The organism is Flavobacterium sp. RSSB_23 (genome assembly GCF_051547145.1).
Lineage (GTDB): Bacteria > Bacteroidota > Bacteroidia > Flavobacteriales > Flavobacteriaceae > Flavobacterium.
Genome location: NZ_JBPTTO010000002.1, coordinates 75,626 through 93,827 on the forward strand (window position 1 = coordinate 75,626; position 18,202 = coordinate 93,827).

Consider the following 18,202-nt stretch of genomic DNA (forward strand, 5'->3'; position numbering starts at 1 on the left):
TAGGTTTAACTAAGAATGCAACTTAATTTACTGACTTATAACAATTTCAAAGCTTTTAAAATAGAATCAACGGCAATCGTTCGCATAGCGTCTTCATAGCCTTCTACTTTTTTATTGCCATACACCGAAGTGGGTAACTTTGGATACAAATTTCTATCAGCAACCAAGGCATTTTCTAAGGGTTGGTTAAAGGGCGAAAAACCAGCATAAGGATGGGTTGCTCCCCAAAGCGTAATGACTTTTACGCCCAACATCGCAGCTATATGTGCATTACCAGAATCCATAGACAACATCACATCAAGGTTACTAATCAATTGTAATTCTTGTGTAAACTTGATTTTTCCTGCTATATTGATTACATTACCAAAAGGCTTAGCCAAAGCATCCAACAGCTCTTTTTCTTTTTTCCCGCCACCAAAAAGCAAAATAGTTTGCTCTGGATTGGCTGCTAATTTTGAAATGACTTCCTCCATTAAGTCAAAAGGATAGACTTTCGATTCATATTGTGCAAAAGGAGCAATTCCAATTAATTTTTGATTCGGATTCCCAATGATTTTCAAGATTTCATCGGATAAAACTGCTTTTTCAGGAAAGATAGGATTGGACAAATCTAAAGTAAAACCCAGTTCTTCAAAAACTTGGCGATGTCTTTCAAACATCGTCGTCAGAGGTTTGAAAACCTTTTTTTCAGGACGTGTTAGGGCTTTTTTGCCAGCTCTGCCTTTATCTACGGCTACCACTTGCTTACCAGATAACTTAAAAAGGGTTCGCACGACCTGAGAACGAAGTACATTGTGTAAATCTACAAAAGCATCTATTTTAAGTGAATGCAACTCACGAAAAAGACGTACTAGTCCCAAAAATCCTTTGTGTTTTACTTTTTCGTCAAACGCAAAAAAAGTAAGATTTGGAATGCCTTCAAAGAAAGGTTGAAAAAAAGGTCGAGAGACCATCGTAATTTTTACTTTGGGATACTGCTGAGCAAAAGCACGAATAACGGGTACGGTCATCGCCACGTCTCCCATAGCCGAAAGTCGAATAATCGCGATATGTTGTATAGTACTAGACAATGAAATAACTTTTATAAAAAAAAGGAAATAAGAATTTTAAGTGGTACTTAACGCTCTTACTTCCTTTAATGAAGAATTAATATATTTTTATTTTTTATTCTGATATAAAACTGGGTTCAATTCATCGTCGTTGTACATTTTCATTTGTTTGTACACTTTCATGAATTTGTCACCGTTTTCAATGTCTTGCAACAAATCGTCGATGGCTGTAGACAAATCGGTTCTTTGTTCCAAAAGTACGTTTAACTTGGTTTGACAATTGTCTCTGTGTTCTTGAGAAGCTTCAGCACGAGTAGCTTCTTCGTTCATATGATAAATTTTCAAAGCCAAAATAGATAAACGGTCAAATGCCCAAGCTGGACTTTCAGAATTGATTTTTGCTGAATCTTTTACCGCTACACCGCTGTATTTTTGAAGAAAATAACTATCGATGTATTCTACCATATCGGTACGTTCTTGATTAGATGCATCGATTTTTCTTTTCAATGTCAAAGCTGCTACTGGATCGATATTCGGGTCACGGATGATGTCTTCATAATGCCATTGTACAGTGTCTATCCAGTTTTTCAAGTATAATAAATGCTCGAATTTTTCTTTTGGGTAAGGATTATTTATCGGTTGATCAACACTATCAAATTGATGATAATCTTTGATGCTTTGCTCGAATACGGAATACGCTAATTTTGAAAACATATCTTTTAAATTTTAAAAAGACAAAGATACTTTTTATACTTTTATAGTATTCAAAATTTTACAAAAATTAAATTTCAAATTCGCTTATCATGCAAATCCATAATTTATCGGAATCAAATAGTGTTTTAAATCATTTTTTAGCACAAATCCGCGATGTTTCCATTCAAAATGACAGCCTTCGTTTTCGCAGAAATATTGAACGTATTGGCGAAATTATGGCCTATGAATTAAGCAAAGTAGTATCCTATGAAGACGTTTCCATTTCGACTCCACTGGGAACAAAAGCTACCACAAAAATCAAAGATCCCCTAGTAATTTGCTCCATACTTCGAGCTGGATTAACCTTGCATCACGGTTTTTTGAACTACTTTGATGCTGCCGAAAATGGGTTTATTTCTGCCTATCGTCATCATCCGAATAATGATGATTACTTTGATATTTTAGTCGAATACCAAGCCGTAGCCGACATTGAAGGCAAAAACGTGCTTCTTGTTGACCCAATGCTAGCCACTGGACAATCTATTGTTGCGGTTTACAAAAAATTGGTTGAAAAGAAAACACCAGCCGCACTTCACATTGCGGTGGTTATTGCTGCGCCAGAAGGAATCGCTTACTTAAAAGAACATTTACCTAGCACTTGTCATTTGTGGATTGGGGCCATCGACGAGAAATTAAACGAAAAAAGTTATATCGTTCCTGGACTAGGAGATGCTGGCGATTTGGCTTACGGCACTAAATTATAATTGTGTAAAAAAAGTAAACAAACTGCAAACAATCAAAACTCCTAAAATTAATTCTTGTTTTAACTGCTGCTGAAAGACTTCTAGGGCATTGGTTCCCATAATGGCCAATGGCGCAAAAGCAAAAAGCAATACATCGTTATTTTTATCAGGTGAAATAAAAAAAACAACTATCGCAATTACAAAAAATGCAATCAGCTTTTTGTAAGAGCTATGCAACAACTGAGGTTTACTCGCATAGGATAATAACATAATTATTAGAAAAAAAAGAGCCGTTGTCATAAAAATCGAGAAAGCCCAATTTTGATAGTTATTTGTAAAATAATTTAATGCAGGATCTACATACAACTTATTTAACCAAAATTCTTCTACTGTAGTATTTTCAAAAGTAAGGAAAACCAAAAAACCAATCGCTACCGCCAATAATGCTATGAAAGGTAAAAACCAATTTCTATAATCGCTAGATACATGAAAAAGCACCGATATAAATACCAACGCAATGAACAAAATACACCATGGTTGAAAAATTGAGGCAATCAAAATCCATAAAGCGGCATCAAAAATTTTCTCCTTCGAAGCTTTTAAGGATTGTAAAGAAAGTAATCGTCTAAGAGCTAAAAGCAAAAAAACATTAGCCGCAACAATTTTCAAATTATCAAACAATGAAGGGAAGAAAAGCAAGTACAACAAAAAGAAGAAAACCGTGTAGGTACTGTCTTTGCTGAGTCCATTCTTTTTGCAAATAAAATTAACAACAAAAAGTGTTCCTACCAAAAGCAGAAAAATAAACACCTTTTGTGTTATCAACAACAGAGATTTGAACCAAGCCAAATCTTGAAATTGATACAATAAAAAGAAAAACAACATTAAAATTACTACTAACGAATAATTTAATGGTGTAGATTTTTTAAAAACACTTGTAATCATAAGGATATTTTATACTTTTGTGACTGTAAATATAATACTTGTTTAAAAAGGAATTGCGCAAGTGACTAAAGATTCTTCATTTTTTTGATTGCTTTGACTCTTTCGCTACTCTTATAAACCCAACACACCATTAATTTTAATAAATTATGAAAGCATTTTTCGAAGCAATACAATTCTTGTTTGTAGACATTTTATTCAAACCACTAGATTTGTTACGTGAATTTGAACTTATTTCTTGGTTTGGTGCCAATTTAATCAACTGGATTTTTATGATTATTTGTTCTGCTGCCATTGTATATTGGATTAAACAATTACAAATTTTTGACGAAGCAGGAACTGAAAACCAAGACACGACTGCACATTCTTTCTTAAAATAGTTTATTTCTATTTTACGGCTAAAATAAAAAAAGCCCAGTAGTTACTGTTTTACTACTGGGCTTTTCTATGGAGACTTTTACACTAAGTCAAATCCTATATCTTTTCTATAATTCATTTTCTCGAATTGAATTTTAGATACATTGTCATAAGATTGCTGCAAAGCTTCTTGAAAAGTATTTCCGTAAGAAGTAATAGCCATCACTCGTCCACCATTAGTAACAACAGCTCCGTTGTCTAATTTGGTACCCGCGTGGAAAACAATAGAGTTTTCTACGTTTTCTAAACCTGAAATTACTTTCCCTTTCTCGAAATCTTCTGGATAACCTCCTGAAACTATCATTACTGTAGTAGCGCTTCTTTCATCAACTTCTAAATTGAATTCGTCTAGTTTTTCATTGGCTACTGCCAAAAACAACTCCACTATATCCGATTTCAAACGTGGTACCACTACTTCTGTTTCTGGGTCACCCATACGAACATTATACTCAATTACAATAGGTTCGTTATTCACGTTAATCAAACCAATAAATACAAAACCTTTGTACGGAATGCCATCTTTTTGCAAACCAGCAATAGTAGGTTGTACAATTCGAGTTTCGATTTTTTCCATCAAAACAGCATCTACGTAAGGCACAGGAGAAACCGCTCCCATTCCGCCAGTATTCAATCCTGTGTCTCCTTCACCAATGCGTTTGTAGTCTTTGGCGGTAGGCAAAATTTTGTAACTTTTACCATCGGTTAGTACAAAACAACTCAATTCAATTCCGTCCAAAAACTCCTCGATAACTACTTTTGAACTCGCAGCGCCAAACTTTTGGCCTACCAACATATTGCGTAATTCGGTTTGGGCTTCGGCTAAATCCTGAATGATTAAAACACCTTTTCCAGCAGCTAATCCATCGGCTTTAAGAACGTATGGCGGTTGTAGTGTTGCTAAAAATTCGCACCCTTTTTCAACTGTTTCGGCTGTAAAACTATCGTAAGCTGCAGTAGGAACTTGATGCTTCATCATGAATTCTTTGGCGAATTCCTTACTTCCTTCAAGTTGCGCTCCCAATTTTGAAGGACCAATAACAGGGATGTGTTTTAAATCGGCATCATTCAAAAAGAAATCATACACGCCTTTTACTAATGGGTCTTCTGGTCCTACGACTACCATCTCTATGTTTTCTTTTATCACCACGGTTTTGATGGCTTCAAAATCTGTAGCGCTAAAATCTAAATTGGTTGCTATCGTTGCTGTTCCTGCATTTCCAGGCGCTACAAATAGCGTGTCACAAAGTGGACTTTGAGTCATTTTCCAAGCAAAAGCGTGTTCTCTTCCGCCTGAACCTAATAGTAAAATATTCATGTTGTAGTTGTTTATTGTGTTGATTTTTCTCCTATTGAAGAAGTGGTGCAAAAATAATTGCTTTTGAACGTAAAAAATAATTTAATTGTAAAAAGTTCGTGTATATCTACCTATGCCCACTTAGATAGTTTATTTTTGATAAAATTTTATGCAATGTTTCGTCTTTTTAATTTAACCCTTCGCCTAAATGGTTTTCCGATTCGTGAAGCAGAATTGGAATTGGATACCATTTTTAAATTATCCGATACCGAACACCAGGTCTTTTTAGCCAAAAAAAAGAAGGAAATTGTGGCGTATCATTTAGAGAACAATGCTTTTTATAAAACATTGGTTGGCAAAACAACCATTGAAAACTGGAACGATTTACCTGTTTTGAACAAACATCATCTTCAAAAACCATTGGCGGAACGTTTGTCGAAAGGCTTTACAACCAAAAATGTTTATCTCAATAAAACCTCCGGCTCAAGTGGAACTCCTTTTGTTTTTGCCAAAGACAAATACGCCCATGCGCTAACTTGGGCATCGAATATTACACGATTCGGTTGGCACGGTATCGATTTTAACAGCTCTTATCAAGCCAGATTTTACGGCATTCCGATGGATTTTTTGGGCTACAGAAAAGAACGACTCAAAGACTTTTTGAGTCATCGATATCGCTTTCCGATTTTTGATTTATCGGATACCATTTTAGAAGGATTTTTGAAACAATTCGAGACCAAAAAATTTGATTATATCAATGGCTATACCTCTTCGATTGTTTTGTTTGCCAAATTTTTACAGCAAAAAAACAAGGTGCTCAAAACGATTTGCCCAACGCTAAAGGTGTGTATGGTCACTTCAGAAATGCTTTTTCCAGAAGACAAAACCTTATTAGAAAAACAATTTGGAATCCCAGTAGTTAATGAATACGGCGCCTCTGAGTTGGACTTGATTGCCTTTGAAAATCAAGACGGAGAATGGCAAGTCAACGCTGAAACCTTGTTTGTAGAAATTTTGGACGAGAACAACCAAGCGGTTCCGAATGGAACTCCTGGACGAATTGTGATTACTTCTCTTTTCAATAAAGCGCATCCTTTTATTCGCTATGACTTGGGTGACATTGGTGTTTTGGATGAAAAAAGCACTGCAAAAAAACCTATTCTCACACAACTAATTGGGCGAACCAATGATGTGGCACAATTACCAAGTGGAAAAAAATCACCGGGGCTGACTTTTTATTACGTAACCAAAAGCATCATAGAAGACGACGGTACTATCAAGGAATTTATCATCAAACAAACCCAAATCGATTCGTTTGAAATTGAATATGTGAGTCCAACCGAATTGACCACAGCACAAATTCAAAAAATTGAAAGTGCGATAGCCTTGTATTTAGAAAGTGGATTGATTTTTAGTTTCATTCGAAAAGAAAAGCTTGAACGAAGCCATCGTGGCAAATTGAAGCAGTTTACTTCATTTTTAAAAAGTAAATAAAATCGTATATTAGTGTTTTCAAAAGAGAACCTATGACTATCAATTCGCTACTTTCGGAAGAAACTATTGCTAACAAAATATACTTTATCCGTAACCAAAAAGTGATGCTGGATCGTGATTTGGCTGCACTTTATGGCATCGAAACTAAAGTATTAAATCAAGCCGTTAAACGTAATATGTCACGTTTTCCCGAAGATTTTATGTTTCAATTAACTGAAATTGAATTCCAAAACTTGAAGTCACAAATTGTGACTTCAAGTTGGGGAGGAAGCAGAAAGTTACCATCGGCTTTCACCGAACACGGCGTTTTGATGTTATCGAGCGTTTTAAAAAGCGATAAAGCCATTCAAGTGAATATCCAAATTATGCGCATATTTACCAAAGTAAGACAAATGCTTTTGGACACTACAGAATTAAAAATCGACATCCTGCAGATTAAGAAAAAACTAGAAAATCACGACAAAAATATTGAATTGGTTTTTTCGTATTTGGATGAGTTGACTGAGAAGAAAGAGAACGAACCCAAGAGAACAACGATTGGATATAAAAAATAAATCGTTTTTTGGTTGCCAACAAATAGGCTAAATCTCTCCTTTTAGCCCCGGGAGGAGCGGCATCCTTTGTTTTTTTTCTTTAAAAAAACAAAGATATAGCGTATCACGGGACGATGCTAGCTGATAAAACCTATTGTTTCTGCTCCTAAACAGTAACTACATTTTTGATATACCTAGGTTTTATGAGTAACTGTGTGAACAAGAAGCCGAGCATAATGAACAAAGCCACCACAAAATTATACCGATGAAATTGGCGATAAACGGCAAAGTTGTGTTGCAATAAGGCGGCCTTGGAAGCCGATAAGGAGTTGTTGCGAATGCGATAATAGGCCAGACTTTCGGGAACGGGTTTGGCGCTTTTCAGTTTCTTGAGAATGGTGAGCCAAAGCATCCAATCTTGACGCTTTCGTATGGAAGAAATGGCGATTTTTCCGAAAAAATCTGCGTCGTAAATGCCTGTCAAGTTGCCCACATAGTTGCAAAAAAACAATTGACGATACGATAGATTTTTGGGGGCTTCGACTAGTTTATGCAATGGATTTCCTGCTTCGTCAATGCATTCGTAAAAAGAAAAAGTAAATGGCTGTTGTTGTTCCTGCATAAATTGAAGCTGCCGTTCCAACTTATTAGGTTTCCATAAATCGTCGGCGTCCAAAAAAGCAATGTAGTTGCCTTGTGAATAATGCAGGGCATTGTTGCGTGTAACACCGGTTCCGGAATTGATTGGATTTTGGAAAATACGAATGCGGTGGTCGGTTTGAGCGATATTTTGAGCGATGGCGAGCGTTGCATCTGTTGAGCCATCGTCTACCAAAATTACTTCCCAGTGCGGATACGTTTGTTGTTGTACCGAAGCAAGCGTATCAGCAATAAAATCGGCTGAATTGTAGGTTGGAATGATTATAGAAACTAGTTTCTCCATATTAATACGCTTTATCTTCGCCTTTGATGGTGTTGAAAATGGTCATAAAAATGATTTTGATGTCCAACAAAATCGACCAGTTTTCCATATAAAAAATATCATATTTCACTCGGTGGATGATATCCGTTTCTTTTTCTACTTCGCCGCGATATCCTTTGGTTTGCGCCAATCCTGTAATGCCCGGTTTAACAAAATGACGCACCATAAACTTATTAACGCGTTGCGCATACATTTCGGTATGGCTCACCATATGTGGTCTTGGCCCCACTACCGACATTTGTCCCAAAAAAACATTAATAAATTGCGGTAATTCGTCGATGCTAGTTTTTCGCAAAAATCGTCCTACCCGAGTAATTCTAGGGTCGTTTTTGGAAACTTGCTCAATATGGGCTTTTGGATTCAAATTCATAGAACGGAACTTGTAACAATCAAATTCGTGATAGTTGAGTCCGTTTCTTTTTTGAACAAAAAACAAGGGGCCTTTAGACTCTAATTTGATGATAATCGCTAAAATTGGGGTGAGCCAAGACAGAATCCCAATGATAACCAGCAATGAAAATACTAAATCAAAAGCTCTTTTAATTCCTTTATTCAATGCGCTATCCAAAACAATGGTTCGCAGCGAAATTACTGGAATGTAATCGTAATAATCGAAGGTAAAGTTGCGAGAAAGGATTTGTTTTTCGTTGGGAATAAATTTCAAGGTTTTCAAGTTATTGTCTGCAAAATCAACCAAGTCCGAGATTTGTCTCTGGCTCAAGTCGTCCATCGCGCAGTACATCTCGTCGATTTTATGGGTTAAAACATACTCGCAACTCTCTATAATATGATCTTTCCGATGATGTTCTAAGTCGAATACTTTTTCTAACACATAACCATAATCTGGGTTTTCGGTAAAAAAATGCTGCAATGGCGCAATGTTTTTTGCACTACCTAAAAGGACCACTTTTCTAAAATTACCTCCAAAAAGTACTCTGAATTTTTGCAGAAAAAAATAAATCGCCAACTTAAAAAACAATACCACCGCAATGATAATTGAACTAAAAAAGAGCGTCTTTTGAATACTTGCACTAGGGTTATTGATAAAAATTACGGCAAACGAAAACAGTGAAAATAGCATCCACTGCTTGAAAGCGCAGTTCAGAATAGCAATAACTTTAGTATACCGATATACTTCATAAAACCCTAAGGTCGATGCAATAACCAACCAAGCCATAATCAAAGCAATAGGATTATACGACAGCAATGGTAAATCGGTACAATAAATAGCCGCTACTAAAATGATTCCACAGTCCAAAACATAGGAAAAGGGTCGAATGTATCCTGAATATCTACCGGTTTTGGTCTTCACTGATGATGAGAATGAGGCTTTGGAATTAAAAAATATATTTCGAAAAATCCTTGTGTTCTTCCTTAGATAACTCTTCTTTGGATAGCGATTTGAAATAATCATAGGTAATTTTCATCCCTTCTGCACGATTCACTTTGGCTTCCCAACCCAATAATTCTTTGGCTTTGGTAGTATCTGGTTGACGCTGCAAAGGATCATTTATTGGCAATGGATGGTACACCACTTTTTGAGAAGTGCCCGTTAGTTTGATGATTTCCTCGGCAAAATCTTTAATCGTAATTTCATCTGGATTTCCAATATTTACGGGATATACATAATCTGAATGCAACAATCTAAAAATGCCTTCTACTTGATCGTCTACATAACAAAACGAACGCGTTTGCATCCCATCGCCAAAAATAGTTAAGTCTTCGCCTCGAATGGCTTGTCCAATAAATGCTGGAATTACACGCCCGTCATTGAGACGCATTCTGGGTCCGTAAGTATTGAAAATACGAACAATTCTAGTTTCAACTCCGTGAAAAGTATGGTACGCCATCGTAATCGATTCCTGAAAACGTTTCGCCTCATCATACACACCACGAGGACCAATGGTATTGACATTCCCATAATATTCCTCCGTCTGTGGATGTACTAAAGGATCTCCGTATACCTCTGAAGTGGATGCGATAAGAATTCGGGCTTTTTTAACTCTAGCCAATCCCAATAAATTGTGAGTGCCTAATGAACCCACTTTTAGGGTTTGAATCGGAATTTTTAAATAATCAATAGGACTTGCTGGTGAAGCAAAATGCAAAATATAATCTAAATTACCGGGAATATGCACAAACTTGGTAATATCGTGATGGTAAAATTCAAAATGTTCTAATTTAAATAAATGCTCGATATTTTTTAAATCTCCAGTAATCAAGTTATCCATCCCAATTACGTGATATCCTTCCTTAATAAAACGATCACACAAATGTGATCCTAAAAATCCTGCGGCTCCAGTGATAAGTATTCTTTTCATTCTTTTTGCATATTATTCAATAACAAATGTAGTTGATTTGAAGAAAATTCCCTTACACCCCCCCTCATTCTTTTTAAATTCGAAGCAGCCAGCAAAGGCTTTTTTGGCTGCATCGTCCCGTGATCCGCTGTATCTTTGCTTTTTAAAAGAAAAAAGCAAAGGATGCCGCTACTCCCGGGGCTACAGCGCAACAACTAGTTTTTTTGGGTACATTTTTCCATTAATTGTATCGCAATGATGGTATAAGTTCTTTAGAATACTTTATTTTTGCTTCCCCAGACAAAAAATAAAAATTTGAAAGTTGTACATATCATCGAAGCATTAGGCGGAGGCGTTTATACCTATTTTGAAGATCTAACCCATCATTTCGAAAAAGAAGATATCCGTCAAAAAGTGCCAACTTTCATCCTCTACAGCGATAACCGCAAAGAAATCGATCCTCAAAAAGTAACCCAATTGTTTGCAACCCTCCCAAACAAAAAAGTGGTGATGAAACGAGAAATCCATCCAATTTCGGACCTTAAAGCCATACAAACCATAATCCGTGAACTTAAAGCAATCAAACCCGATGTGGTCCATTTGCATTCCTCCAAAGCTGGTGTCTTGGGAAGAATCGCTTGCTGCTTTCTAAACATCAAACCATTAGTTTTTTATACGCCGCACGGTTATGCTTTTCAACGTACTGACATTTCTTTCTTCTCCAAAAAAATGTATTGGTGTATTGAGAAATACTTCCAAAAAATCTTCGGAGGAATCACTATCGCTTGTGGCGACTCTGAGTTTGATTTGGCAAAACAACTAGGAAAAGCCGAAATGATTCGAAATGGTATAGACATAACCACGATCCAGAAATATCTTCAACCTATTTCGAATACCAAGCTAACCATTGGTATATCAGGCAGAATAACTGCCGCTAGAAATCCCAAACTATTCAATGCCATTGCCTTGCAATTCCCAGAGTATCAATTTGTGTGGATTGGCGATGGAGAAGAACGAAATCAAATTACAGCTCCAAATATCAAAATTACCGGTTGGTTTTTAGAAAAAAAACAGGTGTATGAGCAAATAAATGCATTGGATGTTTACCTTCAAACCTCCCTTTGGGAAGGATTACCTATAGCGGTTCTTGAGGCTATGGCATTAATGAAACCCGTAATTGCGACAAAAATAAATGGTAATAAAGATACGGTTGTTCCCAACGAGACAGGTTTCTTATTTCAAGAAATATCAGAATTAACCACCCACTTCAAAAACCTTGAAGACCCAATTGCTAGAGCCCGATTAGGCAATAATGCTGAAGAAAGATGCAAAAATTTATTTGATACCACCAAGAATTTTAAGGCTCTAACGAAGCTATACGAACAGTATTTTTTTGCTGCAACCAAAGACTCCCAAAAATAGAAAACCAAAAGCCGCTGAACGTAATTCCATCAAAACGCAATAAAAAATCATCGGTCAAATTCGACGTGAAAAAAAGAAAGAAAAAAGAAAAAATCAAAGCATTTTTCAAATCGATTCCCAAATAGCCAATCGTACCAATATAAAGCAGCACTACAAGCGGCCCTAAAACACCAAATTTGAGTAAAAAATCAAGAAACTGATTGTGTGTAGGAAAAGCATATTTTGCTAAAAAATGCTGATGGGTTTGTTTAAAATACTTCACTAATTCTGGTTTTCCATCCGATGAGCCTACACCAAAGGGCAAATGTTGCAACGATAATTCCCACGCGGATTTCCAAATAGAAACTCTGGTTACCAAAGAATTAAAAACCTTTATTTCGGGGTGATCAATTTCGTCTAGTTTTCCAACCTTGTCCATATAAGCAAAAGTAACCGAACTGTATTTTTCTTTCATATAAGGGTTTTTTTGAACAAAAAGCATAAAAATCCCCACTACCACTCCACCAATACATAGACTATACAGTATCATTTTTTTTAAATTAAAATGAGCTAAAAAGAACGAGAACACTACAAATAAATAGCCTACCAATACATTGAATAATGCCATTCGAGTATTGACCAAAAGAACAAAGAAAAAAGAGCAAGCAAATACAATAGAAGTTAAAAAAACAACGCTTTTATCTTTTCTCATTTGCCAACTTTGCAATAACAAATACAAAGCCGCTATACTCACAAAAGCCAAATGCATGTTGAGTGCTGGGGCATGAATTCCGATAGAATTGGCAAAAACATAACCCATTTCCCAAAGGTGAACTCCATGCCAATACTTAGTGACATACTCCGGAAAAACAAATACAAACCGAAGTGTAAAAACAATCACTACTAAGGTCGTACCATTTACATAATACCGCAACAATTTTAGAAAAGATATTCTTTGGTAATTCCCCAATATAAACAATGGAAATAAGACCAATGCCGTCGTTTTTTCGATTGATTTAAGGCCTTGAGCCAAAGAATCATTGTTCCAAAAAAGCACTAATTCTAACAAAAATGGAGAGGCGATGATACCTGATAAAATCAAGGCCTTTTTAGACCACTGCGTTTTCTTGAAATAGAGTATATTAAAAATCGCAAAAGCAAAAATTAACCAGGTACAAGGCTTTCTAAAAATTAAGGTACAAGCAATCGCGACCAAAAAAAAAGAAAAAATTTTATTGAAGTGCTTTTCGGAAATGGTCATAATAAAGAGCATAATAGATTAGTGGGAAAACACCCATTTTGTGACGAATCGCTGATCCTAAATCGGGTTCAAAAACGCCTTGAAGTATAAAAAAAGAGAAAACAAAAAGAAGTATCCATAACTCGTAAACATATTCTTTTTTGTCTTTTATGCAACGAGCCAATCGAACCAATAAAATATAAAACAGGAATAACTGCCAAATTACAAACAATAAAATCTGTGGAGAAAAAATATATTTCAATCCATTAAGCGGAACATTTACCGTAAAAAAACCATACAAAATCCCTATGATTTCACCATACCAAGTGTCTGTTTTTACCGGAGAAACAATACTAGAATTAGCATCAACAGACCCCATTCGAACACTATTAATAAGCTCTCGACTTTGCTCCGAAAAAAAATGCCCTTGTACCAAGCCATAACTCAATGACAAAAAAATAATTATTGCAATTCCGTAAAACAAGGTAGCAAAAGTTCGATTAGGAATTTTGATACAAGTAACCCAATACATTCCCATAGCAACTATCGGTAATAAGGCAAAATATGGTCTATACATCGCTCCAAAAAAAACAAAAAGAGACAGGGCTACAAACAATGTTTTCTGAAAAGAAAATAGCCTTTTCTGAAATAAAAAAACTATTGCCGAGAGGTACAAAAAAGTAATAAACTCCTTAGAAGGCATCGCCATAAAAATTGCCATCATACTAAAAGCAAGATAAGTCAAAACATTCTTGATGGTAATCTTCTCGAACGTGCTCGGAACACCAATTTTGTACAAAACACCCATCAGAATAGGAAACTGAATCAAAGCAATCACAGCAAAAGGCAAATACCGTAAACCCGAAATCTTATAAAACAAAATAGTCAACGGATAACTTCCAAAATAGCCTATTTCATTTCCTTTATCATAAGCAATTATGGCAGCATCGTAATAAAAACGTTTGGGCAAAATAAAACTAGCAGCAAAAGCCACAAGAAGATTGAGTCCTAAAAGGAGGAAAAAAGCCGCAGTGTTTTTTTTTAGGAATAAAGACATTCAGGTTTAATTGAAAATATAGTGACAAACTTAACTCAAAAACAGCTTAATTCCGTCTTTGACATACACAAAAAGAGCGGTTCCAAGATTCCAAAATAAGGCACTTACTGAAAAAGCAATAGCGGCACCCACCATCCCATAAAAAGGAATCAACCAATAATTGAGTAGAAAATTAAGGGCAAGAGCACCCAAAACTATACGTTGAAAAATACGTTGGCGCCCTGTCATATTCAAATAAACAGGAGCCGATCCGAAAAAAGCACAAAACCCTTGTCCTAAAACCAACACTACTAATGCCTCTTTTGCCACTATATAATTGGAACCAAAAAAATGCAAAATAAACTCTGGAAAGAGAAGCAGTCCGATAACTGCGGGCAGCGTAATCGCTACTATTAATCGGGAACTATTTTGGACTATTTTCTGTACTTTATCTATTTCTTTATTGGAAAAACTGGCTGCTATAGCTGCCGAAACGGTAATATTTACTGTTAAAATAATAACAGACAACAAAGTCATTAACTTGACCGCCACAGCATAATAGGCGACGGTTGCATCACCTTGGTATTTTTTTAAAAAAAGGATATCAAAACTCATCATCAAAAAAATAGCCATTCCACTTACGGCAATCGGAAATGATTGCGTGATAATTTCACGAGAAGAAAAACAATCAACAGCAGAAGTTGCAGGTTTTTTGCTGAAAAAATAAACTGTCAATAGTGTTGTCAAAATTCCTAAAAAAACAAAACTCAACAAAAAAGCATCAACCAAATACGGTTCTAATTGCCATTGTACTAATATGAAAGCTACCACAATTATGGGCAAGTACTTAAATATATTCCGAAACAATTCAGCTACTACTATTTCCTCTAATGCCCTAAAAACCTCAACATTGAGTATAGAAAGTCCATAAAAAAACAAGGCTGCAGAAGCTTTTAACAGAAGTAGATAGGTTGCATCGTCAGAGAAAAATTGGGCAACTATAGAAGCATCCAATAGTAAAATAAAAACAAATAAAAGCAGGGAAGCAAAAAACAGCATTAAGACCATTTTTAGATATACTTTTTTCAGATGTCCCAAAGAGTAGTTGGGATACAAACGTCCTTTGAAATACAATATCGATTGATCAAAACCCAATAGACAAATACTTCCGATAGCAAAAAGAAAAGTGCGAACAAAATCATATTGTCCTACTACTTGAGGGGTAAACTTTTGAGTTAAAAACAAAGTAAAACCAAACAAAAGCACCACCCCAAAAATCCGAATCAATAAGGTTAAAAAACTTTGCCGAACCACAGGGTTTTGCACCGTTTTAAGTAAGTGAAATCGAATTTTTTTTAACACATTAGGTCTTGTTAGCAAAGAAAAATATTTTTTAGGAAGCTACAGTTTTTGATAAAACTAATTGTTTTTGATAAAATCGAATGAACAAATGAATACCTACAAACAAAAATAGAAGAACAATCGGCAAAACAAACTTCATCTTTCCATTCATTACAATTGAAGTATTACTATTCAAAGTAAATGTTACTTCTTTAATGGTTTTTTGAAAGTTGATTAATTTCAAACGGTTTTTACCTTGTTGGTATATCAAATCTTGCTTGGTTTTGATAATATCATTGAGTTGCGTATTTTCATTATAGTACATCAATTTGTCGTTTTTTAACGAACTCTTTACATTAGCCGAAAACCCATTAAGAACACCATTAATTTGTTGAATAATGGTATCATTTTGTGCGATATCTTGTTTCAAGTTTGCTAAACCTACTTGTTGTACTGCTGAGAAATAATCAGATTGATTGAGGTAATTCAGTAAAGGTGCAATCAACTCCTTTTCATTCGTGACTCCATTAGTAACAACTGCTATATTATGGTAAGTATAGTTTTTACTGGTAATATTGTCCTCGAGCACCTTTTTAACTTCTCCAACTTCAGCCATTAACTTAATCAACTCAAAGTTGCGCTCTTTATCTTCAATAAATTTATAAACATCGGCAATGGGTTTGATTTCAATTTTTCTTAAAGCTTCTGGGCGGGATAGTCCTACTTCTTTTTGCAAAAAATCGGCATCTCCAGCATTAATTTTTGATTGAATCAAATTGATTTTAGCATACAAATAATCGACGCTTCCAAAGTTGGGAATCACCGTGATTTCATGGGTATACAATTTATTGCTTTTATCCAAAAATAATCCCAAACCAAAACCAATGATAAGCAATGCTGCTACTATTTTCCATTGGTGTACAAAAAACTGAATGCAATTGAACAGCAGGGTATTCAATCGTTCGAAACCCTTTTTTACTTTGGTGGTAATTTGAAATACATCTATTTCTGAATCGCTATGCGAAGGTGTACTCATGAGCTTTTATTTACTATTCAAGATTTGTTCTAAAATTTTAATGGTAATCAAATAGGTAGGTTTTACGCCAGTAGTTCCTAATCCGCCAGAGGCTAAGGTACTTCCTGTTTCTAACGGATTATCCGAAGCATAGTATGCATAACGCACTTTGATATCTTTTGGTACACTCTTTCTGATTTTAGAGGCCGATTGAATCGCTTTTTGATAATAGGATCCTTCCATTTCTAGGCCTATCACGCCCCAAGTAGACTCATGAAAAAACTTCAATAAATCTCTATTTTGAAGTGATGTTCCCAAAACGGTAACCATTGGTCCTGCAAAAACAGCGATGTCATTACCTTCGAGCATCTCAGCGGTCAATTCATTTTCAAAGAAATAATTATCGGCTGTTCCTTCGTTGATATGGGCATTTGGAATCATAATATCGCCTTTACCTCCTTCGAGAATTCCAGCTTTTCCCATAATAGAAACGGACTGAACATTAAGCAACGTCTCTTTTTTGTAGGGTTTTAATAATTCATCAATGGTTTCATAGGCTTGTTCCCCAAAAGCATAATCCATAACAATCAAAACAGGTGCTTTGTCACCTAATTTTGCCTTTGGAAAAGCGGTTTTGGACCAATCAATTTTAGCGGTATCAAACAATTGCACATCAATATTGGTTCCTGAAGTATCAGGCAAAAATACCATTCCGTTTTTCTCGGCCACCGTTTCTACCTGCTTGCGTAATTCTTTGGCGCCTGATTTACTCAATTCTTCATAAATCACAAAATCAGATTGATCCTTAAACTTCGATTTGAGTAGTGGTGTGGCAAAAATAGAATTCATCACACTGTGCATGTTAGCACTAATAACGTGAATAGGTCTGTCTAATAAGTTTTTGGATTGTAAAACCTCTTTGATATTATTCGCCCAAACTTCGCCATGAATGTGGTGTCCCAAACGTTCTCTCAAAATAGGGCTAAAAGTGATGGTTCTTTTATTGTTGTCTACCACTTCCTCGATGGCTAATTTTCCTAACCAATAGATCACATGCAAAAAACGATCAGGTGCATTCTCTGAACCAAAAGCATCATAAATGTCTAATACTTCTTCAAAAGTTCTTCCTAAAATATTAGACGCATGTGAAATCGCTTTTTCTTTTTCGATTTGTGTTAGTTTCTTCGTTTGATTTACGGCTGCTTCCAATTTTAGCCAATCTCTAGAAACTTCGCCAGTATCATCAAGTAAAACGCGGTCTTTGATTTTATGGGATTCGATAAAAATGAAAGTCAAATGCGTCAAAATATCATAAATATCGGAACGTCCGCGAGTGATTTCAACATTCATTTGTTCTTCGTCAATTCGGTAACAATTTCTTCTTCGCTTTGGCGGAACAATAGCCTGAAAATGCGATTTAGAATACCCTTCATCCGAAGTAAGATTAATAAATCGACATTCTTCAATCCCTACTGGAAGTCGTTCGATAACGTATAATAAACCATTCAATTCTACTTTTTCATCGGCAATAGAACCATAAATTTCTGGGCGTAAAGCCAATAAAGCTTCCCGTAAGGTATCTCCCGAAATTCCCATTGGTTTATAAAACCCACGGTTGAATAAATGGCGCATCGTAATGTACATTTTTTCTATAGCCGCAGAAGATTCTTGCGCTCTAGATCTTGATATATGTTTGGTTGTATTCATCTTCTTTGTTTTTTA

Annotated in this window: 17 protein-coding genes; 5 read left to right on the top strand and 12 right to left on the bottom strand. The window is 35.6% G+C overall.

The genetic code is table 11. The annotated features are described in order from the left end of the window. Window positions 1–35 precede the first annotated feature (35 nt). Window positions 36–1,025 carry a glycosyltransferase family 9 protein gene (locus tag ACSVH9_RS03860; RefSeq protein WP_438063026.1) on the bottom strand — a complete coding sequence of 330 codons (990 nt, stop codon included), beginning with the start codon at window positions 1,023–1,025 and terminating at the stop codon, window positions 36–38. A 132-nt stretch (window positions 1,026–1,157) separates the two neighbouring features. Then, entirely contained in the window at window positions 1,158–1,763 is a 606-nt protein-coding gene (locus ACSVH9_RS03865) for a DUF4254 domain-containing protein (RefSeq protein ID WP_438061383.1), read from the bottom strand. A gap of 89 nt (window positions 1,764–1,852) precedes the next feature. On the opposite strand from ACSVH9_RS03865, the gene upp reads away from it, so the two are divergent. Then, entirely contained in the window at window positions 1,853–2,506 is a 654-nt protein-coding gene (gene upp, locus ACSVH9_RS03870) for a uracil phosphoribosyltransferase (RefSeq protein WP_300978608.1), read from the top strand. Here upp and ACSVH9_RS03875 read toward each other — a convergent pair. Beyond that, window positions 2,501–3,430: a DUF6427 family protein gene (locus ACSVH9_RS03875; RefSeq protein ID WP_438062569.1), complete on the bottom strand. Its 930-nt coding sequence runs from the start codon at window positions 3,428–3,430 to the stop codon at window positions 2,501–2,503. The two genes, upp and ACSVH9_RS03875, sit on opposite strands and share 6 nt — an antisense overlap. Window positions 3,431–3,576: 146 nt before the next feature. Between ACSVH9_RS03875 and ACSVH9_RS03880 the strand changes: the two genes are divergently transcribed. Beyond that, window positions 3,577–3,807 (top strand): DUF6341 family protein, encoded by a 231-nt coding sequence (locus ACSVH9_RS03880; RefSeq protein ID WP_438062570.1) that lies wholly within the window; start codon window positions 3,577–3,579, stop codon window positions 3,805–3,807. Window positions 3,808–3,884: 77 nt separating this feature from the next. On the opposite strand, the gene purD is transcribed toward ACSVH9_RS03880, so the two are convergent. Further along, a complete protein-coding gene (purD, locus tag ACSVH9_RS03885) occupies window positions 3,885–5,159 on the bottom strand; it encodes a phosphoribosylamine--glycine ligase (protein ID WP_438062571.1) in 1,275 nt (424 codons plus the stop codon). A 153-nt stretch (window positions 5,160–5,312) separates the two neighbouring features. Here purD and ACSVH9_RS03890 point away from each other — a divergent pair, with 153 nt between their 5' ends. Beyond that, window positions 5,313–6,632, top strand: coding sequence for a phenylacetate--CoA ligase family protein (locus ACSVH9_RS03890; RefSeq protein ID WP_438062572.1), 1,320 nt, complete (start codon window positions 5,313–5,315; stop codon window positions 6,630–6,632). Between the two features lie 32 nt (window positions 6,633–6,664). Next, complete coding sequence (locus ACSVH9_RS03895; RefSeq protein WP_438062573.1) at window positions 6,665–7,186, top strand: ORF6N domain-containing protein; 522 nt, start codon at window positions 6,665–6,667, stop codon at window positions 7,184–7,186. 145 nt (window positions 7,187–7,331) lie between these two features. On the opposite strand, the gene ACSVH9_RS03900 is transcribed toward ACSVH9_RS03895, so the two are convergent. From ACSVH9_RS03900 to ACSVH9_RS03910, 3 genes are read right to left on the bottom strand one after another with little or no spacing between them, the layout of a single operon-like run. Continuing rightward, window positions 7,332–8,108: a glycosyltransferase family 2 protein gene (locus ACSVH9_RS03900; protein WP_438062574.1), complete on the bottom strand. Its 777-nt coding sequence runs from the start codon at window positions 8,106–8,108 to the stop codon at window positions 7,332–7,334. A gap of 1 nt (window position 8,109) precedes the next feature. Continuing rightward, window positions 8,110–9,459: an exopolysaccharide biosynthesis polyprenyl glycosylphosphotransferase gene (locus tag ACSVH9_RS03905; protein ID WP_438062575.1), complete on the bottom strand. Its 1,350-nt coding sequence runs from the start codon at window positions 9,457–9,459 to the stop codon at window positions 8,110–8,112. A gap of 25 nt (window positions 9,460–9,484) precedes the next feature. Then, window positions 9,485–10,468, bottom strand: coding sequence for a UDP-glucuronic acid decarboxylase family protein (locus tag ACSVH9_RS03910; RefSeq protein WP_438062576.1), 984 nt, complete (start codon window positions 10,466–10,468; stop codon window positions 9,485–9,487). A gap of 294 nt (window positions 10,469–10,762) precedes the next feature. Between ACSVH9_RS03910 and ACSVH9_RS03915 the strand changes: the two genes are divergently transcribed. After that, window positions 10,763–11,869: a glycosyltransferase gene (locus ACSVH9_RS03915; protein ID WP_438062577.1), complete on the top strand. Its 1,107-nt coding sequence runs from the start codon at window positions 10,763–10,765 to the stop codon at window positions 11,867–11,869. Here ACSVH9_RS03915 and ACSVH9_RS03920 read toward each other — a convergent pair. The 5 genes from ACSVH9_RS03920 to ACSVH9_RS03940 all read right to left on the bottom strand — a co-directional run bounded on the left by ACSVH9_RS03920 (window position 11,805) and on the right by ACSVH9_RS03940 (window position 18,187). Continuing rightward, the gene (locus ACSVH9_RS03920) at window positions 11,805–12,950 is read right to left on the bottom strand and encodes an O-antigen ligase family protein (RefSeq protein WP_438062578.1); all 1,146 of its coding nucleotides are present in this window, start codon (window positions 12,948–12,950) and stop codon (window positions 11,805–11,807) included. The two genes, ACSVH9_RS03915 and ACSVH9_RS03920, sit on opposite strands and share 65 nt — an antisense overlap. Window positions 12,951–13,080: 130 nt before the next feature. Next, window positions 13,081–14,145, bottom strand: a complete 1,065-nt coding sequence (locus tag ACSVH9_RS03925) for a hypothetical protein (protein WP_438062579.1) — start codon at window positions 14,143–14,145, stop codon at window positions 13,081–13,083. Between the two features lie 30 nt (window positions 14,146–14,175). Beyond that, window positions 14,176–15,486 (bottom strand): MATE family efflux transporter, encoded by a 1,311-nt coding sequence (locus ACSVH9_RS03930; RefSeq protein WP_438062580.1) that lies wholly within the window; start codon window positions 15,484–15,486, stop codon window positions 14,176–14,178. 31 nt (window positions 15,487–15,517) lie between these two features. Next, on the bottom strand, window positions 15,518–16,501 hold the full coding sequence (locus ACSVH9_RS03935) for a hypothetical protein (protein ID WP_438062581.1): 984 nt from the start codon (window positions 16,499–16,501) through the stop codon (window positions 15,518–15,520). Between the two features lie 6 nt (window positions 16,502–16,507). Further along, entirely contained in the window at window positions 16,508–18,187 is a 1,680-nt protein-coding gene (locus ACSVH9_RS03940; protein ID WP_298298678.1) for a DUF6909 family protein, read from the bottom strand. Window positions 18,188–18,202: the final 15 nt, after the last annotated feature.

What these genes read in the sequence shown, in the direction of transcription:
- ACSVH9_RS03860 (WP_438063026.1), bottom strand. Translation starts at nt 1,025, where the DNA reads ATGGGAGACGTGGCGATGACCGTACCCGTTATTCGTGCTTTTGCTCAG.
- ACSVH9_RS03865 (WP_438061383.1), bottom strand. Translation starts at nt 1,763, where the DNA reads ATGTTTTCAAAATTAGCGTATTCCGTATTCGAGCAAAGCATCAAAGAT.
- upp (WP_300978608.1), top strand. Translation starts at nt 1,853, where the DNA reads ATGCAAATCCATAATTTATCGGAATCAAATAGTGTTTTAAATCATTTT.
- ACSVH9_RS03875 (WP_438062569.1), bottom strand. Translation starts at nt 3,430, where the DNA reads ATGATTACAAGTGTTTTTAAAAAATCTACACCATTAAATTATTCGTTA.
- ACSVH9_RS03880 (WP_438062570.1), top strand. Translation starts at nt 3,577, where the DNA reads ATGAAAGCATTTTTCGAAGCAATACAATTCTTGTTTGTAGACATTTTA.
- purD (WP_438062571.1), bottom strand. Translation starts at nt 5,159, where the DNA reads ATGAATATTTTACTATTAGGTTCAGGCGGAAGAGAACACGCTTTTGCT.
- ACSVH9_RS03890 (WP_438062572.1), top strand. Translation starts at nt 5,313, where the DNA reads ATGTTTCGTCTTTTTAATTTAACCCTTCGCCTAAATGGTTTTCCGATT.
- ACSVH9_RS03895 (WP_438062573.1), top strand. Translation starts at nt 6,665, where the DNA reads ATGACTATCAATTCGCTACTTTCGGAAGAAACTATTGCTAACAAAATA.
- ACSVH9_RS03900 (WP_438062574.1), bottom strand. Translation starts at nt 8,108, where the DNA reads ATGGAGAAACTAGTTTCTATAATCATTCCAACCTACAATTCAGCCGAT.
- ACSVH9_RS03910 (WP_438062576.1), bottom strand. Translation starts at nt 10,468, where the DNA reads ATGAAAAGAATACTTATCACTGGAGCCGCAGGATTTTTAGGATCACAT.
- ACSVH9_RS03925 (WP_438062579.1), bottom strand. Translation starts at nt 14,145, where the DNA reads ATGTCTTTATTCCTAAAAAAAAACACTGCGGCTTTTTTCCTCCTTTTA.
- ACSVH9_RS03935 (WP_438062581.1), bottom strand. Translation starts at nt 16,501, where the DNA reads ATGAGTACACCTTCGCATAGCGATTCAGAAATAGATGTATTTCAAATT.
- ACSVH9_RS03940 (WP_298298678.1), bottom strand. Translation starts at nt 18,187, where the DNA reads ATGAATACAACCAAACATATATCAAGATCTAGAGCGCAAGAATCTTCT.